The sequence below is a fragment of the Erythrobacter sp. genome (assembly GCF_011765465.1).
Lineage (GTDB): Bacteria > Pseudomonadota > Alphaproteobacteria > Sphingomonadales > Sphingomonadaceae > Erythrobacter.
On the sequence record NZ_CP050265.1, the window covers coordinates 2,033,729 to 2,051,639 of the forward strand.

Consider the following 17,911-nt stretch of genomic DNA (forward strand, 5'->3'; position numbering starts at 1 on the left):
GACCTTAGCCATCGACAATCGCGCTGGAAAGCGGTTCGAATCCGCCTTCCACCGCGCGGAAGAAAGCGAGGTTCTCCTCGCCCCATATCGCCCACACCCGGCCGTCGGGCGCGGCCATCGCGCGGTCGGTGGCGGAAGGCTCGGCGGGGCCCGCCGGGTGCGAATGGAACCAGCCGACGACCTGCGGCCCGCCTTCGCGCTCGGCGCGGTGGGCATCGATCAGCGCCTGCGGGTCGATCTCGAAATGGCGCGTCGGCTCGGGATGGACGTTCGCGGTCTCGACGAAGCGCTCAATCCGTGCCTCCCGGCCGAACAGGATCCCGCACGCCTCGCGCGGGTGCGCGCCGCGCGCCGCCGCCACCATCGCCTCCGCCGCCTCTCTTGTCACCTCCAGCCGCATCGCGCATGGCCCTAGCCGTGTCGACGCCCGAAATCATCACCGGAACGATCACCGCGCCCGCCCGGCTCGACAAGGCGCTGGCCGAGGCGAGCGGGCTGTCGCGCGCGCGGGTGCAGGCTCTGATCGCCGAGGGCGCGGTCTGGGTGGGCGGCGCGGCGGCGACCAGTCCTTCGGCCAAGGTCGGCGCGGGCACGCCCTTTTCCATCGCCCTGCCCCCCGCCGCCGAGGCCGAGGCGCGCCCGCAGGCGATCCCGCTCGTCGTCGCTTACGAGGACGAACACCTGATCGTGGTCGACAAGCCTGCAGGCATGGTCGTCCACCCGGCAGCGGGCAATGCGGACGGCACGCTGGTCAACGCGCTGCTGCACCACTGCGCCGGGCAATTGTCGGGCATCGGGGGGGTCGCGCGGCCCGGCATCGTCCACCGGATCGACAAGGACACCTCGGGCCTGCTTGTCGTCGCCAAGACCGATGCGGCGCACGAAGGGCTCGCCGCGCAATTCGCCGAGCATTCGGTCCATCGCCGCTATCTTGCCGTGACCGCGGGCGTGCCGCGTCCTGCCGAAGGTCGGATCGAGGGCCGGATCGGGCGTTCGGACGCGAATCGCAAGAAGATGGCGGTCTTGCCCGAAGGCTCCTCGCGCGGGAAGCACGCGGTGACGCATTACCGCGTGCTGCGGAGCCTGCACGAGGCGGCGCTGATCGAATGCCGGCTGGAAACGGGCCGCACCCACCAGGTGCGCGTTCACTCTGCGTCAATCGGCCATGCGCTACTAGGAGATCCGCTCTACGGACGGACTCCCAAGGCGCTGAAACCGCTGCTTGCCCGGCTCGGCTTCGCCCGCCAGGCGCTTCATGCGGCCGAGTTGGGTTTCATGCACCCGGTCTTGCGTAAAAAGGTCCGTTTCGAGAGCGAATTGCCGTCCGATATGCAGGAACTCATCGACGAATTGGATCGTTTTCATCGATGAAAAGCGCACACAATCGCGCCATTCTCGTGTATAACCTCTCCCCGTGACCCGACGGCCGGATGCCCATCAGGGGTCCGGCACCCGCGGTCGACAACAGAAAGGTCCGTTGAAAGTGAGCACACCCAAGACCCCCTCGGTCCCGGCGCTCAGCGGAGAGCAGAGCCTCAACCGCTACCTTGCCGAGATCAAGAAGTATCCCGTCCTGACGGCCGAGCAGGAATATATGCTGGCCAAGCGTTACCAGGAACATGAGGATCCCGAAGCCGCCGCGCAACTGGTGTCGAGCCACCTTCGGCTCGTCGCGAAGATCGCGATGGGCTATCGCGGCTACGGCCTGCCCGTGTCCGACCTCATTTCCGAAGGAAACGTCGGCCTGATGCAGGGCGTCAAGAAGTTCGAACCCGATCGCGGCTTCCGCCTCGCAACCTATGCGATGTGGTGGATCAAGGCGTCGATCCAGGAATTCATCCTGCGCTCGTGGTCCCTCGTGAAGATGGGCACGACCGCCGCGCAGAAGAAGCTGTTCTTCAACCTTCGCCGGATGAAGAAGCAGCTCGAAGCCTACGAGGACACCGACCTCAGCCCCGAGGACGTGAAGAAGATCGCGACCGATCTCGGCGTGCCCGAGCAGGAAGTGATCAACATGAACCGGCGGATGATGATGGGCGGCGACGGCTCGCTCAACACGCCGATGCGCAATGGCGAAGAAGGCTCGGGCGAATGGCAGGACTGGCTGACCGACGACAGCCCGCTGCAGGACGAACTCGTCGCCGATGCCGAGGAATCCGAAGTGCGCCACGAAATGCTGCTCGAAGCGATGGAATCGCTGAACGAGCGCGAGAAGCACATCCTCACCGAACGGCGCCTGACGGAAAAGCCGCAGACGCTCGAGGAACTCAGCCAAGTCTACGACGTGTCGCGCGAACGCATCCGCCAGATCGAGGTGCGCGCCTTCGAAAAGCTCCAGAAGGCAATGCAGCGCATCGCAGGCGAAAGGCTGCTGCCGGGCGTCGCGTAAGCGTCAGAACGCACAATCAATAGGAAGGGTCGGGTGCTTCGGCATCCGGCCCTTTTTCGTTTGCGTCCTCGACCCATTCGAGTGTGCCGAGCGGTTTTTCGCGCAGCATCCGCCTTGCCAGCGCCAGCAATTCCGCCCGGCTCTCGACGGCGCAATAGCGGGTGGTCCAGACATCCATCCCGTCAGCCTCGCGCACGCGCCCGCGCGGACAGCGGCGTTGCAGGACGGTGAAGCGCCGCAAGAGATCGCCCCCCTCGACCTCCCGAGCGAGCAGGACGTAATCGCTGCCCGGAACGAAGCCTTCCTGGATCACCCACAATTCCCACGCACGCCCATCGGCCCTGCCCTCGCCGATCATGGCGAACAGGCCGCGCGAGAAATCGCCCTCTTCGAGCTCCTCGCGCTCGTCGGCAGCCAGCAGGTTCGCCGCGCAGTGAAAGGCGCCGTAATTGCTTACCCTCAGCCACCATGGATCGGCGTACTCGTCCTCGGGGTTCGGTGTGAAGCGCCAGTCGCCGAACGCGACGCGGGACGCACAGCCGGCAAGCGTATCGGCGTCCGGGACCATGCCGCGCGGCCAGACCTGCTCCCAGTCGAACGTGTAGAGCGGAACCGGCGCATGGATGCGCTCAGCCTCGAACACGTATTCTTCGTCCTGCGCCAGCGCGGGCGAAGCGATAAGCATCATGACGAGGACGAGCAGGCGGCGCATGGCTGAGGCATAGCCCGCCGCGCCGCGCCCGCAAAGATCGCCGTTTCCCGCGCCCCGCACCCGCGCTACAGGCTCGCCATGCTCTTCACCCTCGCGCGCATCGCCGCGAAGATCATAGTCGGCTTCATCGCGCTCACCCTGCTGCTGGTTCTGGCCTTCAAGTGGATCCCCGTGCCCGTTACCGCGACCATGCTGATGGACGAGAACGGCATCACGAAGGACTGGGAAAGCCTCGACAACATCGACCCCAATCTCGTCTATGCCGTCATCGCCGCGGAGGATTCGAAGTTCTGCGAACATTCCGGCTTCGACACCGAGGCGATCGAGCAGGCGCTCGAGGAAAGGGCCGAAACCGGTCGTGTCCGCGGGGCCTCCACCATATCCCAGCAGACCGCCAAGAACGTCTTTCTATGGCAGGGCGGCGGATGGTTCCGGAAGGCTTTCGAGGCGTGGTTCACCTTCTGGATCGAGCTCGTCTGGGGCAAGCAGCGGATCATCGAGGTCTATCTCAACGTCGCCGAGACCGGGATCGGAACCTATGGCGCGGAAGCAGGCGCACAGCGCTATTTCGGCCATTCCGCCGCCCGCCTCTCCCCCGACGAGGCAAGCCGCATGGCCGCCGCCCTTCCCAGCCCGAAAAAGCGCGAGGTGCGCAATCCAACAGGCTGGCTTGCGCGCCACGGCAATTCGATCGAGCGCCGCATCGGGATCGTCAAGCGTGACGGGCTCGCCGCTTGCGTCTATGAATGATCGCGATGGGTCTAGCGCATTCACATGACCATTCGCACGGCCACGGCGGCCATGCCCACTCGCACGGGCACGCGCATTCCCATGCGCCCAAGGATTTCGGCCCCGCCTTTGCCATCGGGGTCGCGCTCAACACGGCTTTCGTCGGGGTCGAGGCGGCCTGCGGATGGCTCTACGATTCCATGGCGCTGCTCGCCGATGCGGGGCACAACCTGTCCGACGTGCTCGCCCTGCTGCTCGCCTGGGGCGCGTCCGAAGCCGCCAAGCGCCCGCCGCAGGGCCGTTTCACCTATGGCTTCAAGAGTTCGACCATCCTCGCCGCGATCGCCAATGCCCTGCTGCTCGCCATCGCGATCGGGGCGATCCTGATCGAGACCGCGCACCGCCTGTTCGAGCCTTCCGAACCGCAGGGGATGGTCATGGCGATCGTCGCCGGGATCGGAGTCGCGATCAACACGTTGACTGCCTTGCTGTTCATGCGCGGTCAGGAGGACCTGAACATCAAGGGGGCCTATCTTCACATGGCGGCCGATGCGCTCGTCTCGCTCGGAGTGGTCCTTGCGGGGCTGGCGGTGCTGTGGACCGGCATCGCGCTGATCGACCCGCTGACCAGCCTCGCCATCCTCGCGGTGATCGCGTGGGGGACTTGGGGGCTCGCGCGCGACAGCGTGAAGATGGGCCTGCTCGCCGCGCCCGAGACGATCGACGTGGAGGAAGTGCGCGGCCACCTTCGCGCGCTGGAGGGGGTGGAGGCGGTCCACGATCTCCATGTCTGGCCCATGTCCACCACCGAAACCGCGCTCACCGCGCATCTCGTCATGCCGCGCGGGGCCGGCTCCGATGCCTTCCTGCGCGAAGCGGCGCGTTCCCTGCGCGACCGCTTCGGCATCGGCCATTCGACGCTCCAGGTCGAGCGCGACGAAGACGCCGCCTGCGAGCACCCGTGCTGATGGCGCGGCGCCACCCTTCCGAGGACGCCGTAGACGAAGCGACCATCGCGCGCGAAAACCTGCGCGCGGCGATGGTGCGCCTTGCCGAGGGTGACAGCGCCGCGCTCGAGGAAATATACGCCGCCACACGGGTGAAGCTTTACGGGATATGCCTGCGTATCTTGGGCGACAGGAAGGAGGCCGAGGACGCCTTGCAGGACGTCTATGTCAATCTCTGGCAGCGGGCCGACCGCTATGATCCCGACCGCGCCAGCCCGATCTCGTGGCTGGCGACCTTCGCGCGCAACCGCGCGGTGGACCGGCTGCGCACGGGCAAGGTGCGCGGTGGCGCCGTGCCGGTCGAAGAGGCCGCGCCGCTGCCCGACGAGACTCCGCTGGCCGACGACCTGCTGATCGATGCCGAGCGGGCCGCGCGTATCCACACCTGCCTCGACACGCTCGAGGAGAACGCCGCGAGCCACATCCGCGCGGCCTTCTTCGACGGCTTCACCTATGCGCAGCTGGCCGAGCGTGCCGACGTCCCTCTCGGCACGATGAAGAGCTGGATCCGGCGCGGCCTGATGAAACTGCGCGAATGCCTGGAGAAGGGCGAATGAGCGCCTCTGCGAACACGGGCGGCAGCGAAGCGGGCGGCGCACCGGTGCTGGCGGCGGAATACGCGCTCGGCCTGCTCGAAGGCGAAGCGCTGATGACCGCGCGCGGACGCATGGCGAGCGATCCCGCCTTCGCCGCCGAGGTCCGGCAATGGGAGGAACGGCTCGCCCCACTGCTCGACGACGTGCCCGCCGCCATGCCCTCGAGCGAGGTGTGGGAACGGATCGAGGCACGGGTCAACGCGCTCAAGGCGGCGCAGGCCGAAGCGGAACTGGCGGGCGGCGGATCGTCGGCTGCGAACGTGGTCGAACTGCGCGAAAGCGTGCGCCGCTGGCAATGGACCGCCGGGCTGACCTCGCTCGCCGCCGCCGTGGCGCTCGCGCTCCTGGTATTCTCGCCCGGCGAGACGCCCTCCCCGCTGCCCCCCGCCGAGACACCGCAGGTCGCCGCAGCCGACCCGCTGGTGGCGACCGTTCCCATCGGCGACACCGGGCTGAGGCTCGACGTGACCTATATTCCCGAAAGCGAGCGCATGGTGATCGCGGCGATCGGCCTCACCGCGGACGGGGTGCACGACCATGAATTGTGGCTGGCCCCGCCTGGCGGCGGCGAACTGCAGTCCTTGGGCGTTGTCGCGCCGGGCGAGATTCGCAGCATGAAACTGCCCGACGAAATCTCCCGCAACCTCGCCGACGGGGCGGGGCTTGTGCTGACCCGCGAACCGCTCGGGGGCAAGCCGGAGGGCGTGGATGCCGGCCCGGTCGTGGCGGAAGGTGCCTTCACGACAGTCTGACCTCGCGGCCTGCTCGCCTCGACGCGAGTGAGCCACGCGGCATCGCGCAAAGCCCCGATTTTCCGATGAAATGCCGACTTCGGCGCATCCGCTGTGGCGGCTGCCGCGTAGCTCCAGCGCAAGATCGGGAGGGCTTGCGCAAACCAAGGAGAGTTATTCCATGCGCCATACCCCGAACCCCCTCAAGTCCGCCGCCTTCGCCGCCATCGCCGCGACGACCGGCCTTGCCGCGATGACCGCCGCGCCCGCGCTGGCCGACCATCACATGGAAAAGGAAGCCGGCACGATCGTCGACATCGCCAAGAGCACGGGGATGCACGACACGCTCGTCCAGGCCGTTGTCGCCGCCGACCTCGCCGAGACGCTGTCCGGCCCCGGCCCGATCACGGTCTTCGCCCCGGTCGACGACGCCTTCGCCGCGCTTCCCGATGGGACCGTGCCCACCCTGCTCAAGCCCGAGAACAAGGCCATGCTGCAGGCCGTGCTGACCTATCACGCCGTCCCCGGCAAGGTGACGAGCGCCGACCTGATGAACCTCATCCGCCAGGGCGGCGGCTCGGCCACGATCGAAACCGTCCAGGGCGGCACGCTCACCGCCATGCCGATGGGCGACGACATCGTCATCACCGACGCGCGCGGGCGCCAGACCAAGGTCGTGAAGGCCAATGTCGCTGCCTCGAACGGCGTGGTCCACGTCACCGACGGCGTCTTCCTGCCGGGCTGATCCGCCGCGCTCACGAGCTGGCGTCGTCTCACCCACCCTCCCACACGGGGCGGCGCTGTTCCGGCCCCGTCCGGCTCTCCTCCAGGCCGGGCGGGGCCATTTTTCGTCCGCAGCAGGCGAAAACCGTGGCTCGCGGGGCGAGTGGTGGGAAGTGCGCGGCGGGGCGCTTTGTCGGGCTGAACCCGGGCGGGGGGCCGTGCATTGATTAGACGAGAGCGGCGCAGACGCCGCAGCGCAACACAAGGAAGGGACCCCGCCATTCTCTACAGCCTTGCCGTCAAGACAGCCTTCAACGCCGCCACCGTCGGCACGATCTACCTGATCGCCGAAGCCATCGTCTGACCGGAAGGCCGCGCGCCCGGAGCGCCGGAGACAAGCGAAAGAACAGGCCAAAGGCGTCGTCCTGTTCCCCCCCTCCCCCCCTGAGGGCGGCGCCGAATGCAGCCCCGTCCGGCCGTATGGCCCGGGCGGGGTTGTCTTTGTCCGGAGGTCAGCCGAGCGCGCGGCGCACCGCGGCGGCGGCGTGGAGCGCTGTGGTGTCGAACAGCGGCAGAGCGCTGTCTTCGGGCGCGATGAGCAGGCCGATCTCGGTGCAGCCGAGGATGACGCCTTCGGCCCCGCGCCGCGCCAGCCGTTCGATGACGCCGCGATAGGCCTCGCGCGAGACAGCGAGGATGCGGCCCGCGACCAGTTCCTCGTAGATCACCCGGTGGACCTCGGCGCGGTCGCCCTCCTCCGGCACGATCACCTCGATCCCGGCGGCTTCGAGCCGTTCGCGATAGAATCCCTGTTCCATCGTAAAAGCCGTGCCGAGAAGGCCGACGCGGGCAATTCCGGCCGCGTGGATCGCCTCGGCGACGGGATCGCAAATATGGAGAAGGTCGAGCGCCGTCGCCGCCTCGATCCGGTCGGCAAGCTTGTGCATCGTGTTGGTAGCGAGGATCAGGAATTCGGCATCCGCCGCCTCGAGCCTGCGCGCGCTCTCCGCGAGCATGTCGCCCAGCGCGTCCCAATCGCCGGCGCGCTGGAGAGGCTCGATCTCGCCGAAATCGAGGCTGTCCATGACGATCCGCGCCGAACGGGTCGGCCCGAGCGCATCGCGCACGCCGCGGTTGATGAGCGCATAATACTGCGCCGAGCTTTCCCAGCTCATCCCGCCGATGATGCCGATGGCGCGCATCAGGTGGCTGTCAGCCTAGCGAGCGTTCCCAGCGCCGGGTGAGTCGCAGCGCGCGAGCTTGGCTTGCGAGCATGGCGAGGCCGGTTCCGACGATGACTATTGTGGGTTCGCCGCTCGCCGCCACGCCCTCGACCAGGAGGGCGACGGCGATCGCGAAACCGGCGATGAGCGTCAGCAGCACCGGCGGCAGGAACAGCGTGAGCGGGCGCGGATCGAGCCGTGCGGCGCGTCCCGTCAGGCTGAACAGGCCGGGGAGGCGGTCATGTCGGCGGAATTCGCGATTGGCCGCAAGCGCGATTCCCCAGCTGGCGAGAGAGAAGAGGGCCGCTGCGGCAATTGGCAGCCCGGCTTCCATCCTATGCAGCCGCTTCCTTCTTGTCGCTGCCGTGAACGAGGATCGGGTTCTTTTCGCCCTTCACCACTTCGGCATCGATCACGACTTCGGAAACGCCTTCCATGTCGGGCAGGTCGAACATCGTGTCGAGCAGGATCGCCTCGACGATCGAACGCAGGCCGCGCGCGCCGGTCTTGCGCTTGATCGCGCGCTCGGCGATTTCCTTCAAAGCGTCGTCGGTGAAGGTGAGTTCGACATCCTCGAGCTCGAACAGCTTGCTGTACTGCTTGACGATGGCGTTCTTCGGCTCGGTCAGGATCGTCACCAGTGCATCGACATCGAGGTCGTGCAGGGTCGCGATCACCGGCAGGCGACCGACGAATTCGGGGATAAGACCGAACTTGAGCAGGTCTTCCGGTTCGCTCTTCTCGAGCAGCTCGCCGACCTTGCGCTTGTCCGGGTCGGCGACGTGCGCGCCGAAGCCGATCGAGCGCTTCTGCAGGCGGTCTGCGATGATCTTGTCGAGGCCGGCGAAGGCGCCGCCGCAGATGAACAGGATGTTGGTCGTGTCGACCTGGAGGAATTCCTGCTGCGGATGCTTGCGCCCGCCCTGCGGCGGTACGGAAGCCGTGGTGCCTTCCATCAGCTTCAAAAGGGCCTGTTGCACGCCCTCGCCTGAAACGTCGCGCGTGATCGAGGGGTTTTCGGCCTTGCGCGTGATCTTGTCGATCTCGTCGATGTAGACGATCCCGTGCTGCGCCTTCTCGACGTTGTAGTCGGAGGCCTGGAGCAGCTTGAGGATGATGTTTTCCACGTCCTCGCCCACGTAACCGGCTTCGGTCAGGGTGGTGGCATCGGCCATGGTGAAGGGCACGTCGAAGGTTCGCGCCAGCGTCTGGGCGAGCAGGGTCTTGCCCGTGCCGGTCGGGCCGACGAGCAGGATGTTCGATTTCGCCAGTTCGACGTCGCCCGCCTTGCCGGAGTGCTTGAGCCGCTTGTAATGGTTGTGCACCGCGACCGCGAGGTTCCGCTTCGCGCTGGTCTGACCGATGACGTAATCGTTCAGCGTCTCGAAGATTTCCTTGGGCGTGGGGACTTCGCCTTCCTTCTTGCCGGCGATCCCCGCCTTGGTCTCTTCGCGGATGATGTCGTTGCACAGTTCCACGCATTCATCGCAGATGAACACGGTGGGGCCGGCGATGAGCTTGCGAACCTCGTGCTGCGACTTCCCGCAGAAGCTGCAATAGAGGGTGCTCTTGCTGTCAGATCCGCTCAATTTGGTCATTCCTGTCGTCCTGGGCGCCGCACGCGAAAGCGGTTCTTTGCGTGAGGATTCGCCGAGTGTATCTACACGGGCGCATGAATCAACACATGGGCCGATGATTTTGCATCCACACAGGTGGGGATTATCCGCATAAACCCGCGCTTCAACGGCGGCTTCTGCCCGTGCGTGCCAGGACGGAACGCGTCTCCGCCCTTTCGTTCATGTCTGCGCCGTGGCGCGCCGATATAACGCGCCGGCAGCGGACCGGACCTATTCCGGAGCGCCGCCCGAGCCTTCCTCGCCGCCGTCTTCCTCGGTTTCGGGACGGGTCTCGAAGACCTTGTCGACGATGCCGAACTTCTTGGCTTCCTCGGCGTCGAGGAAGGTGTCGCGGTCCATCGCCTTCTCGATGTCGGACAGGCTCTGGCCGGTGTACTTGACGTAGAGATCGTTCATCCGCTCCCGGATGCGCAGGATCTCGCGCGCCTGGATCTCGATGTCGGACGCCATGCCACGCGCGCCGCCCGAAGGCTGGTGGACCATGATCCGCGCGTTGGGAAGCGCGATCCGCATCCCCGGTTCGCCCGCGGCGAGCAGGAAGCTGCCCATCGAGGCGGCCTGGCCCATGCACACGGTCGAAACGCGCGGCTTGATGTATTGCATCGTGTCGTGGATCGCCATGCCGGCCGTAACCACGCCGCCGGGCGAATTGATGTACATACTGATAGGCTTGGACGGATTTTCGCTTTCGAGGAAGAGCAGCTGGGCGGTGATGAGCGAGGCCATCCCGTCCTCGACCTGGCCGGTGACGAAAACGATCCGTTCGCGCAGCAGGCGGCTGAAGATATCGAAGCTGCGTTCGCCGCGGCTGGTCTGTTCGACCACCACGGGGACCAGCGCGCCGGTAAGCGGGTCGCGCGTGAACTGGCCCTGGGTGCCGAAGGTTTCGCCCTTGTCGCCGAGCAGATCGATCATCTTCGTGAAATCCTTCCCTTGGTTCTGGCCCCGCTATGTCGGAGTGTGGGGGGCGATTTCAAGGGGCTTAACCCTTCTTGTGTCCGAAATGGTCTTGCCCGCCCGCCGCTTCCGCGCAATCCATTGCCCATGCGCTCCGGAACCTTCGCTTCGCTCGCCGCGCTTTGCGCGCTTTCCCTCGCCCCGATGGCGACCGCCCAGCAGGATGCCGGGCCGGACGATTTCGACGCGCTCGCCGACATCGGCGCGCGGGTCGAGAGGATCAAGCAGTACGACGACGGGCCCGAGGGCATCAATGCCGTCATCGCCTATTCGCACACGGCCGGGTTCAAGGCGCGCGATGCGATCGGCGTCGGCATCCTCAAGGGCCGCAGCGTTCTGGTGAAGGACAATATCGAGACCAAGGAATGGCCGACCACGGCGGGCAGCCTTGCATTGGCGCAGAACGCGACCCGCCGCGACGCGCCGCTGGTCGCGAACCTGAGGCGTGCGGGCGGCGTCGTGCTGGGCAAGACCAACCTGTCGGAATGGGCCAATATCCGCGACGACAATTCGACCAGCGGGTGGAGCGCGGTGGGCGGCCTCACGCGCAACCCGCACGCGATCGACCGCAACGCCTGTGGCTCCTCCTCGGGCAGCGGAGCGGCGATCGCTGCGGGCATGGCCTGGGGCGCGATCGGGACCGAGACGAACGGCTCGATCACCTGCCCGGCGAGCATCAACGGGATCGTCGGGTTCAAGCCGAGCGTCGGACTGGTCAGCCGCACCCATGTCGTGCCGATCTCCTCGACGCAGGACACCGCCGGGCCGATGACGCGGACCGTCTACGACGCCGCGCTGCTGCTCTCGGCCATTGCGGGAGAAGACCCGGCGGACCCGGTGACCCTGGGCGTGCCGCGCCAGTCCGACTACACCGAGGGGCTGCGCACCGCCTCGCTCGAAGGCGTGCGCGTCGGCGTGATGCGCAAGCAGTTGGGCAGCCGTGCCGATGTGCGCGCCGTCTTCGAGAAGGCGCTCGAGGACATGAAGGCGCAGGGCGCGGTGCTGGTCGATATCGAATTCGATCCCGACCCCGAGATGTACCGCGACAGTTTCACCGTGCTGAAATACGAACTGCGCGAGGAAATGGGCCGCTATCTCGCCTCCATCCCCGCCTTCGCCGAGGGAGAAACCCCGCGCAGCCTCGCCGACCTGATCGCTTTCAACGAGGCGAATGCAGACAGGGAAATGCGCTGGTTCGGGCAGGACATCTTCCTCGAGGCCGAGGCGACCACCGACCGCGAAGCCTATGAGAAGGCGCGCTCCAACGCCTTGCGCATCGCCGGGCCGGAAACCCTCGACAGGATTTTCGCAGAGAACCACGTCGCCGTGATCGTCGCCCCGACGCGCGGGCCGGCCTGGGTGAACGACCTCGTCAACGGCGACAATTACGGCGGGTCCATCGGCTTCGGCAGCCCCGCCGCGATCGCGGGCTATCCGCACCTCACCGTGCCGATGGGCGCTATCGAGCGGCTGCCGGTGGGTATCAGCTTCATCGGTCCGAAATGGGCCGACCACGAAGTGCTGAAAGCGGGCGCCGCATACGAAAGGGCGCGGACAGCCGTGCTGCCCGCGCCCTCGTTCAAGCGTTGGTCGGCCGAGTAACCGGCCGTCCGGATCAGTCCTTCGAAGCCGCTTTCTTGGCCGGAGCCTTCTTGGCGGCGGCGGTCTTCTTCGGCGCGGCCTTCTTGGCGGCGGGCTTGTCGCCCTCTTCCTTGGTGGCGGCTTTCTTCGCGGGCGCCTTCTTGGCCGGAGCCTTCTTCGCCGCCGGCTTCTTCTCACCCTCGTCGTCGGCAGCCTTCTTGGTCGCGGCGGTCTTCTTGGGGGCAGCCTTCTTGGCAGGCGCCTTCTTCTTCGGCGTCGCCTTGGCCTTTTCCTTTTCCGCCTCGACGTCCTCGTCCGCCTCGATCGCGGCCTGGAGTTCGTCCTGCGTGACTTCGCGCTCGGTCACTTCGGCCTTGTCGAAGAGGAAATCGACGACCTTGTCCTCATAGAGCGGCGCGCGCAGCTGGGCGGCGGCCATCGGCTCCTGCTGGATGTACTGGACGAAGCGCTCGCGGTCCTCCTCGCGGTACTGCGAAGCGGCCTGCTGGATCAGCATCGACATTTCCTGGCTGGTGATCTCGACGCCGTTCGCCTGCCCGATCTCGGACAGCAGCAGGCCGAGCCGCACACGGCGTTCGGCGATCGCCTTGTAGTCGTCCTTTTCTTCCTCGATCTGCTTCAGCGCGGCTTCGGGGTCTTCCTCCTTCGCGGCTTCCTGCTGAAGCTGGGCCCAGATCTGCTCGAACTCGGCATCGACCATGCCCTGCGGCACGGGGAAGTCGTGCCCCGCGGCAAGCTGGTCGAGCAGGGCGCGCTTCATCTGCGTGCGGGTGAGCCCGGCGGTCTGCTGTTCGAGCTGGCCGCGCATCAGTTCCTTGAGCTTGTCGAGGCTGTCGAGGCCGAGGTTCTTGGCGAAGTCGTCGTCGACCTTGGTCTCGCCTTCGACCTTCACCGCCTTCACGGTGACATCGAAGGTCGCCTCTTTCCCGGCGAGGTGTTCGGCCTGGTATTCCTCGGGGAAGGTGACGGTGATCGTCTTTTCCTCGCCCTTCTTCACCCCGACGAGCTGTTCCTCGAAGCCGGGAATGAACGTGCCCGAACCGAGCACCAGCGGCGCGTCCTCGGCAGCGCCGCCTTCGAAGGGTTCGCCGTCGAGCTTGCCGACGAAATCGATCACGACCTGGTCGCCTTCGGCCGCCTTCTTGGTCTTGGCCGCGTCCTTGTAGCTCTTGTTCTGACCCGCGATGCCCTCGATCGCTTCCATCACCTGCTCGTCCGTGACCGGCACGACCAGCTTTTCGAGCTTGAGACCGTCGGTGCTTGGTGCCTCGATCTCGGGCAGGACTTCGAGTTCGACCGTAATCTCGGCGTCCTTGCCTTCGTCATAGCCTTCGCCGAGCGCGACCTGCGGCTGCATCGCCGGGCGCAGTTCCTCGGAGCGGATCAGCTGGTCGACCGAATCGCGGATCGTGTCGTTGACGACCTGCGCGTGCAGCTGCTCGCCGTGCATCTTCTTGACGAGATTGGCCGGCACCTTCCCCGGGCGGAAGCCGGGCATACGCACCTGCGGCGCGATCTTCTTGATCTCGGCGTCGATCCGGGCCGCGATGTCGGCGGCGGGAATCGTGATGACATAGCCGCGCTTGAGGCCTTCATTGGTGGTCTGCTTGGTCTGCATGGGGTCGGTACGAAGCCTTCTAGATCAAAACGTGGATGTCGCGAGCCTCTCAGGCGCAACTGGTGCGGGCGAAGGGACTCGAACCCCCACATCTTGCGATACCAGAACCTAAATCTGGCGCGTCTACCAGTTCCGCCACGCCCGCGAGCCTGAACGAAGCCGCGCGGGAAACCGTCCGGTCCCCCGCGCGTATCAGCGCGCCTCTATATCCTGCCGCATAAAAGGGCAAGCTCTGGCTGATTTGCGTCCGGTCGGGCGTGCCGGGGCGGAACGATCGCGGCGCGGGGAGGATTGATTCGGCAAAGGAGGATGCCCCGATGGCCGACGACAAGACCGCCCCCCACGACAACCCGCGCGAACACCCGCGCGACTACGACACGCCCGAAACCCCCGAAGGCACGCCGCCGGTGATCCGCTCCGGGGAAAGCGGGACGGAGGAGGACACGGACGACGAAGCGCGCGAGATGGTCGAGAAACGCCAGCGCGACCGCGAGGACCGCGAGGGCGCGGGCGAGGAGGAACTCGATTCGATGAAGCCCGAGACGCTCTTCCCGCCCGATTGAGCCCCTGCCGGTCGGAACCGTTTGCATATTGTCAGCGCCCGCCCGCGCGACTACGGGCGGCGCTGCCATGACAGACGAAACCCCCGAAACCGGCGGCGAAGCCAGCCGCGACGTGCCGCCCGACCACCTCTCGGTCCACCCTGCGAGCCCGCATTTCGATGCCGAAGTGCTCCAGCGCGGCGTGGGCATCCGGTTCAAGGACCGGGTGCGCACCGATATCGAGGAATACTCGATCTCCGAAGGCTGGGTCCGCGTGCAGGCGGGCAAGACCGTCGATCGCAAGGGCAACCCGTTGACGATCAAGCTGACCGGCCCGGTCGAGGCATGGTTCGAGGATCTCGGCGAGGACCCGCCGGTCGCCCGCAAGGACCGCTGAGCTGCCCCCGTCGCGCGCTCCACCTTGCCATTCCCCGGCCGAGCGGCCACTTGAGGCCGCAACTATGAACGCGCCCGAAAAACCAACCGTCGTCATTATCGGCCGGCCCAATGTCGGCAAGTCCACCCTGTTCAACCGGTTGGTGGGCAAACGGCTCGCACTGGTCGACGACCAGCCGGGCGTGACGCGCGACCGCCGCATGGGCGATGCCGAGATCGCGGGGCTGCGCTTTACCGTGGTCGACACCGCCGGATGGGAGGACGAGGACGAACTCTCGCTCCCCGGAAGGATGCGCAAGCAGACCGAAGCGAGCCTCGAAGGCGCGGACGCGGCGATGTTCGTGGTGGACGCGCGCGCAGGCGTCACGCCGCTCGACGAGGAAATCGCCCGCTACCTGCGCGAACACGACGTGCCCATCGTCCTCGTCGCCAACAAGGCGGAAGGGGCCGCCGGCGAGGCGGGCGTGCTCGAGGCCTATTCGCTGGGCCTCGGCGAACCCGCCGGGATTTCGGCCGAACACGGCGAGGGCATCGCCGACCTTTTCGGCGGCCTGTGGCCGATCATCGGCGCCAAGGCCGAGGCTGCCGAGGAAGCGACGGAAGAACCGGGCGAAGAGGACGAGGACGCGCCGCTCGGTCCGCTCAAACTCGCCATCGTCGGCAGGCCGAACGCGGGCAAGTCGACGCTCATCAACCGCCTGCTGGGCGAGGACCGGCTTCTGACTGGGCCGGAAGCGGGAATTACACGCGATTCGATTGCGATCGACTGGCGCTGGACCGACCCGAAGACAGGCGACATCCGCCAGGTCCGCCTGATCGACACGGCAGGAATGAGGAAGAAGCGCAACGTCACCGAGAAGCTCGAGAAGCTTTCGGTCGCCGACGCGCGCCGCGCCGTCGATTTCGCGGAGGTCGTGATCCTGCTGCTCGATGCGACCCAGGGCCTCGAACACCAGGACCTCAAGATCGCCTCCGCCGTGCTCGAGGAAGGCCGCGCGCTGATGGTCGCGATCAACAAGTGGGACGTGGCCGAGGACGCCAGCCGCCTGTTCAACGGGGTGCGGCAGGCATTGGACGACGGGCTCGCGCAGGTGCGCGGGCTGCCGCTGCTGGCGGTGAGCGCCAAGACCGGCAAGGGGCTCGACGCGATGATCGGCGCGGCGTTCGAACTGCGCGACAGCTGGTCGAAACGCGTGCCGACCGCCGCGCTCAACCGCTGGTTCGACGACGCGCTCGCCGCCAATCCGCCGCCCGCACCCGGCGGCAAGCGGATCAAGCTGCGCTACATCACCCAGGCCGGGACGCGCCCGCCGCGCTTCGTCGTGTTCGGCACGCGATTGGATGCCCTGCCCAAGAGCTACGAGCGCTATCTCGTCAATTCGATCCGCGACAATCTCGGCTTCGAGGCGGTCCCGGTGCGGGTCAACCTGCGCTCCCCGAAAAATCCCTATGGCGGAGGCAAGGAGCGGTGAGCGCGCTCGACCTTCTCGCCAGCGCCCAGCCGTTCGCCTTCGACATTCTCGAGCGCACCGCATCGACCCCGCGGGTTCAGGCGGTGGTGCAGCAGAGTCTCGCGCCCGCCTTCCTGCTCGGCGCGATCGGGGCCATCATGAACGTCATCATGAGCCGGATGATCTGGATCGCCGGGCGGATCGAGCGGATCGAGGAAACCGACGCCGAAGCGCGCGCGCCCCGCACCGCGCGCGAGCTCGCCTGGCTCGAGAGGCGGCGGCGTGCGGCGCAGCGGGCGATCAGCTTTGCAACGGCTGCGGCGGTCAATATCAGCCTCGTCATCGGGCTGGTCTTCATCTCGGCGTATATCACCGCGCAGATCGGCAGCCTGATCGCCTTTCTCTGGGTGCTGACCATGGTGCTGCTGGTGACGGGCCTGGTCCATTTCCTGCACGAGACGAGGCTCGCCGCGCGGGGTTATGGGAGGGATGAATGAATAAGGTCAGGACTGCTTTTCTGCCCAGGCTCTAAAGGCTCGACTCTGAGTTTCCGTCCAGTCGAGGATCTTTTCGCCACGCTCGTCGGGATTGCCCTCAAACGAAGCGAAATCGGCGAAAATGAGGAACTCTTCCTCATCCCGATGCCAACCCTCCGGCGCACCGGAACAGGCGCTTAGTAGGGACTCATCGGCGATGGTGACGAAAACCTTCGCTGCGTCAGTCACAGATAGGCCCATGCTGTCCTTCACGTCTTTCGCGAAGGTTCCAGTATCGGGAAACCAAACACCAGTGGATACGAAAGCACCGCAGTTCAGGACGATCCGGTTAGCCCAACGGCTTGCATATATCATGCCTGCAGAAAAATCAGGCGCAGCTACATAGGTTTTTTGACTAGCATAATCGCCGATACAAATAGCACGCGCGAGCATCTCGTTAGCGAGATCAAATATCTGGAGACCATCGGCCATGAATAATTCTGCCGCCGCCATGGCACGGGTACTCGGGTAAGTGGCGTTCATTTGCTGCTCCTCCAGAAAATCGTCGAATGATCTAGCCAAGGCTTTCGCATGGCTATCGGCATCCAATCCTCTCGTCACTCGCCTCAACTCCCGAGCGACTTGCGACCAGCGCAGCGCAATGACATCGCACTCGGGAGGTTTTGTATAATGCGTGATGAAAGCGACCTTGGGTTCAAACTGAATGGATAAGGGTCGCTTGTCGCTGAGCGAATTCTGCCATTTCCGATAGGCCTCAATCTGTTCGATAGAAGCAGGACATCGGACCTTGTTCTCGCAGACCATCCAGGGCCAATCGCCCAGCCAAAATACCATGTCCGGACGACCTTGCTCGCCTGCATGGAACTGAGTCTGGATCCGAAGGCCATAATTCCGCATCGACGCAACGATCTGGTCAACATCCAATTCTGACAATAAGGCAAGGACTTCCGCAGCTTTTGGCGGTGCCACCTCGAAAAGTGCCCGCAATACCGCCGCCATGCACTCTGTCAGCCAATCTTCCAGAGGCTCGCGATCGCGCTTGTCATCCTCACGAATACGCGGACGATAAGAATAAAGCTCGCTGAACATTTGCTCCCACCC

General features: G+C 65.9%; 21 protein-coding genes and 1 tRNA gene. 13 read left to right on the plus strand and 9 right to left on the minus strand.

The genetic code is table 11. The features are described 5' to 3' along the window. Positions 1 to 4: 4 nt before the first annotated feature. A complete protein-coding gene (locus tag G9473_RS09735; RefSeq protein ID WP_291132888.1) occupies positions 5 to 400 on the minus strand; it encodes a M67 family metallopeptidase in 396 nt (131 codons plus the stop codon). Between the two features lie 17 nt (positions 401 to 417). Here G9473_RS09735 and G9473_RS09740 point away from each other — a divergent pair, with 17 nt between their 5' ends. Both G9473_RS09740 and rpoH read left to right on the plus strand, forming a co-directional pair. Next, positions 418 to 1,371 (plus strand): RluA family pseudouridine synthase, encoded by a 954-nt coding sequence (locus G9473_RS09740; RefSeq protein ID WP_291132890.1) that lies wholly within the window; start codon positions 418 to 420, stop codon positions 1,369 to 1,371. 112 nt (positions 1,372 to 1,483) lie between these two features. Next, positions 1,484 to 2,389, plus strand: a complete 906-nt coding sequence (gene rpoH, locus G9473_RS09745; RefSeq protein WP_291132891.1) for an RNA polymerase sigma factor RpoH — start codon at positions 1,484 to 1,486, stop codon at positions 2,387 to 2,389. A 16-nt stretch (positions 2,390 to 2,405) separates the two neighbouring features. Here rpoH and G9473_RS09750 read toward each other — a convergent pair whose 3' ends face one another. Beyond that, positions 2,406 to 3,101 (minus strand): hypothetical protein, encoded by a 696-nt coding sequence (locus G9473_RS09750; protein ID WP_291132892.1) that lies wholly within the window; start codon positions 3,099 to 3,101, stop codon positions 2,406 to 2,408. 78 nt (positions 3,102 to 3,179) lie between these two features. Between G9473_RS09750 and mtgA the strand changes: the two genes are divergently transcribed. The 6 genes from mtgA (at position 3,180) to G9473_RS09780 (ending at position 7,251) form a co-directional block, all read left to right on the plus strand. Then, on the plus strand, positions 3,180 to 3,851 hold the full coding sequence (gene mtgA, locus G9473_RS09755) for a monofunctional biosynthetic peptidoglycan transglycosylase (protein ID WP_291132894.1): 672 nt from the start codon (positions 3,180 to 3,182) through the stop codon (positions 3,849 to 3,851). A gap of 5 nt (positions 3,852 to 3,856) precedes the next feature. Beyond that, positions 3,857 to 4,798 (plus strand): cation diffusion facilitator family transporter, encoded by a 942-nt coding sequence (locus G9473_RS09760; protein ID WP_291138394.1) that lies wholly within the window; start codon positions 3,857 to 3,859, stop codon positions 4,796 to 4,798. Next, positions 4,798 to 5,394, plus strand: coding sequence for a sigma-70 family RNA polymerase sigma factor (locus tag G9473_RS09765; RefSeq protein ID WP_291132896.1), 597 nt, complete (start codon positions 4,798 to 4,800; stop codon positions 5,392 to 5,394). Before G9473_RS09760 ends, G9473_RS09765 begins: the two co-directional genes overlap by 1 nt. Beyond that, on the plus strand, positions 5,391 to 6,185 hold the full coding sequence (locus G9473_RS09770; RefSeq protein WP_291132898.1) for an anti-sigma factor: 795 nt from the start codon (positions 5,391 to 5,393) through the stop codon (positions 6,183 to 6,185). The genes G9473_RS09765 and G9473_RS09770 overlap by 4 nt, the downstream gene beginning before the upstream one ends. Before the next feature lie 160 nt (positions 6,186 to 6,345). Beyond that, positions 6,346 to 6,909 carry a fasciclin domain-containing protein gene (locus G9473_RS09775; RefSeq protein WP_291132899.1) on the plus strand — a complete coding sequence of 188 codons (564 nt, stop codon included), beginning with the start codon at positions 6,346 to 6,348 and terminating at the stop codon, positions 6,907 to 6,909. Positions 6,910 to 7,110: 201 nt separating this feature from the next. Then, positions 7,111 to 7,251, plus strand: a complete 141-nt coding sequence (locus G9473_RS09780) for a hypothetical protein (RefSeq protein WP_291132901.1) — start codon at positions 7,111 to 7,113, stop codon at positions 7,249 to 7,251. Between the two features lie 148 nt (positions 7,252 to 7,399). Here G9473_RS09780 and G9473_RS09785 read toward each other — a convergent pair whose 3' ends face one another. From G9473_RS09785 to G9473_RS09800, 4 genes are all read right to left on the minus strand, one after another. Then, entirely contained in the window at positions 7,400 to 8,089 is a 690-nt protein-coding gene (locus G9473_RS09785; protein ID WP_291132902.1) for an aspartate/glutamate racemase family protein, read from the minus strand. A 10-nt stretch (positions 8,090 to 8,099) separates the two neighbouring features. Then, positions 8,100 to 8,444, minus strand: a complete 345-nt coding sequence (locus G9473_RS09790; protein ID WP_291132904.1) for a hypothetical protein — start codon at positions 8,442 to 8,444, stop codon at positions 8,100 to 8,102. Position 8,445: 1 nt separating this feature from the next. After that, positions 8,446 to 9,708 (minus strand): ATP-dependent Clp protease ATP-binding subunit ClpX, encoded by a 1,263-nt coding sequence (clpX, locus tag G9473_RS09795; RefSeq protein WP_291132906.1) that lies wholly within the window; start codon positions 9,706 to 9,708, stop codon positions 8,446 to 8,448. 249 nt (positions 9,709 to 9,957) lie between these two features. Next, positions 9,958 to 10,662, minus strand: a complete 705-nt coding sequence (locus tag G9473_RS09800; RefSeq protein ID WP_291132908.1) for an ATP-dependent Clp protease proteolytic subunit — start codon at positions 10,660 to 10,662, stop codon at positions 9,958 to 9,960. A 129-nt stretch (positions 10,663 to 10,791) separates the two neighbouring features. On the opposite strand from G9473_RS09800, the gene G9473_RS09805 reads away from it, so the two are divergent. After that, positions 10,792 to 12,306 carry an amidase gene (locus tag G9473_RS09805; protein WP_291132910.1) on the plus strand — a complete coding sequence of 505 codons (1,515 nt, stop codon included), beginning with the start codon at positions 10,792 to 10,794 and terminating at the stop codon, positions 12,304 to 12,306. Between the two features lie 13 nt (positions 12,307 to 12,319). Here G9473_RS09805 and tig read toward each other — a convergent pair whose 3' ends face one another. Beyond that, on the minus strand, positions 12,320 to 13,924 hold the full coding sequence (tig, locus tag G9473_RS09810; protein ID WP_291132912.1) for a trigger factor: 1,605 nt from the start codon (positions 13,922 to 13,924) through the stop codon (positions 12,320 to 12,322). A gap of 60 nt (positions 13,925 to 13,984) precedes the next feature. Beyond that, positions 13,985 to 14,069: transfer RNA gene (locus G9473_RS09815), tRNA-Leu, on the minus strand. Between the two features lie 172 nt (positions 14,070 to 14,241). On the opposite strand from G9473_RS09815, the gene G9473_RS09820 reads away from it, so the two are divergent. The 4 genes from G9473_RS09820 to G9473_RS09835 all read left to right on the plus strand — a co-directional run bounded on the left by G9473_RS09820 (position 14,242) and on the right by G9473_RS09835 (position 16,810). Then, on the plus strand, positions 14,242 to 14,487 hold the full coding sequence (locus G9473_RS09820; protein WP_291132914.1) for a hypothetical protein: 246 nt from the start codon (positions 14,242 to 14,244) through the stop codon (positions 14,485 to 14,487). 67 nt (positions 14,488 to 14,554) lie between these two features. Continuing rightward, positions 14,555 to 14,863 carry a DUF3297 family protein gene (locus G9473_RS09825; protein ID WP_291132916.1) on the plus strand — a complete coding sequence of 103 codons (309 nt, stop codon included), beginning with the start codon at positions 14,555 to 14,557 and terminating at the stop codon, positions 14,861 to 14,863. Between the two features lie 64 nt (positions 14,864 to 14,927). Beyond that, positions 14,928 to 16,334 (plus strand): ribosome biogenesis GTPase Der, encoded by a 1,407-nt coding sequence (gene der / locus G9473_RS09830; RefSeq protein ID WP_291132918.1) that lies wholly within the window; start codon positions 14,928 to 14,930, stop codon positions 16,332 to 16,334. Beyond that, positions 16,331 to 16,810: a DUF2721 domain-containing protein gene (locus G9473_RS09835; protein WP_291132920.1), complete on the plus strand. Its 480-nt coding sequence runs from the start codon at positions 16,331 to 16,333 to the stop codon at positions 16,808 to 16,810. Before der ends, G9473_RS09835 begins: the two co-directional genes overlap by 4 nt. A 6-nt stretch (positions 16,811 to 16,816) precedes the next feature. Here G9473_RS09835 and G9473_RS09840 read toward each other — a convergent pair whose 3' ends face one another. Beyond that, positions 16,817 to 17,899 (minus strand): hypothetical protein, encoded by a 1,083-nt coding sequence (locus G9473_RS09840; RefSeq protein WP_291132922.1) that lies wholly within the window; start codon positions 17,897 to 17,899, stop codon positions 16,817 to 16,819. Positions 17,900 to 17,911 lie beyond the last annotated feature (12 nt).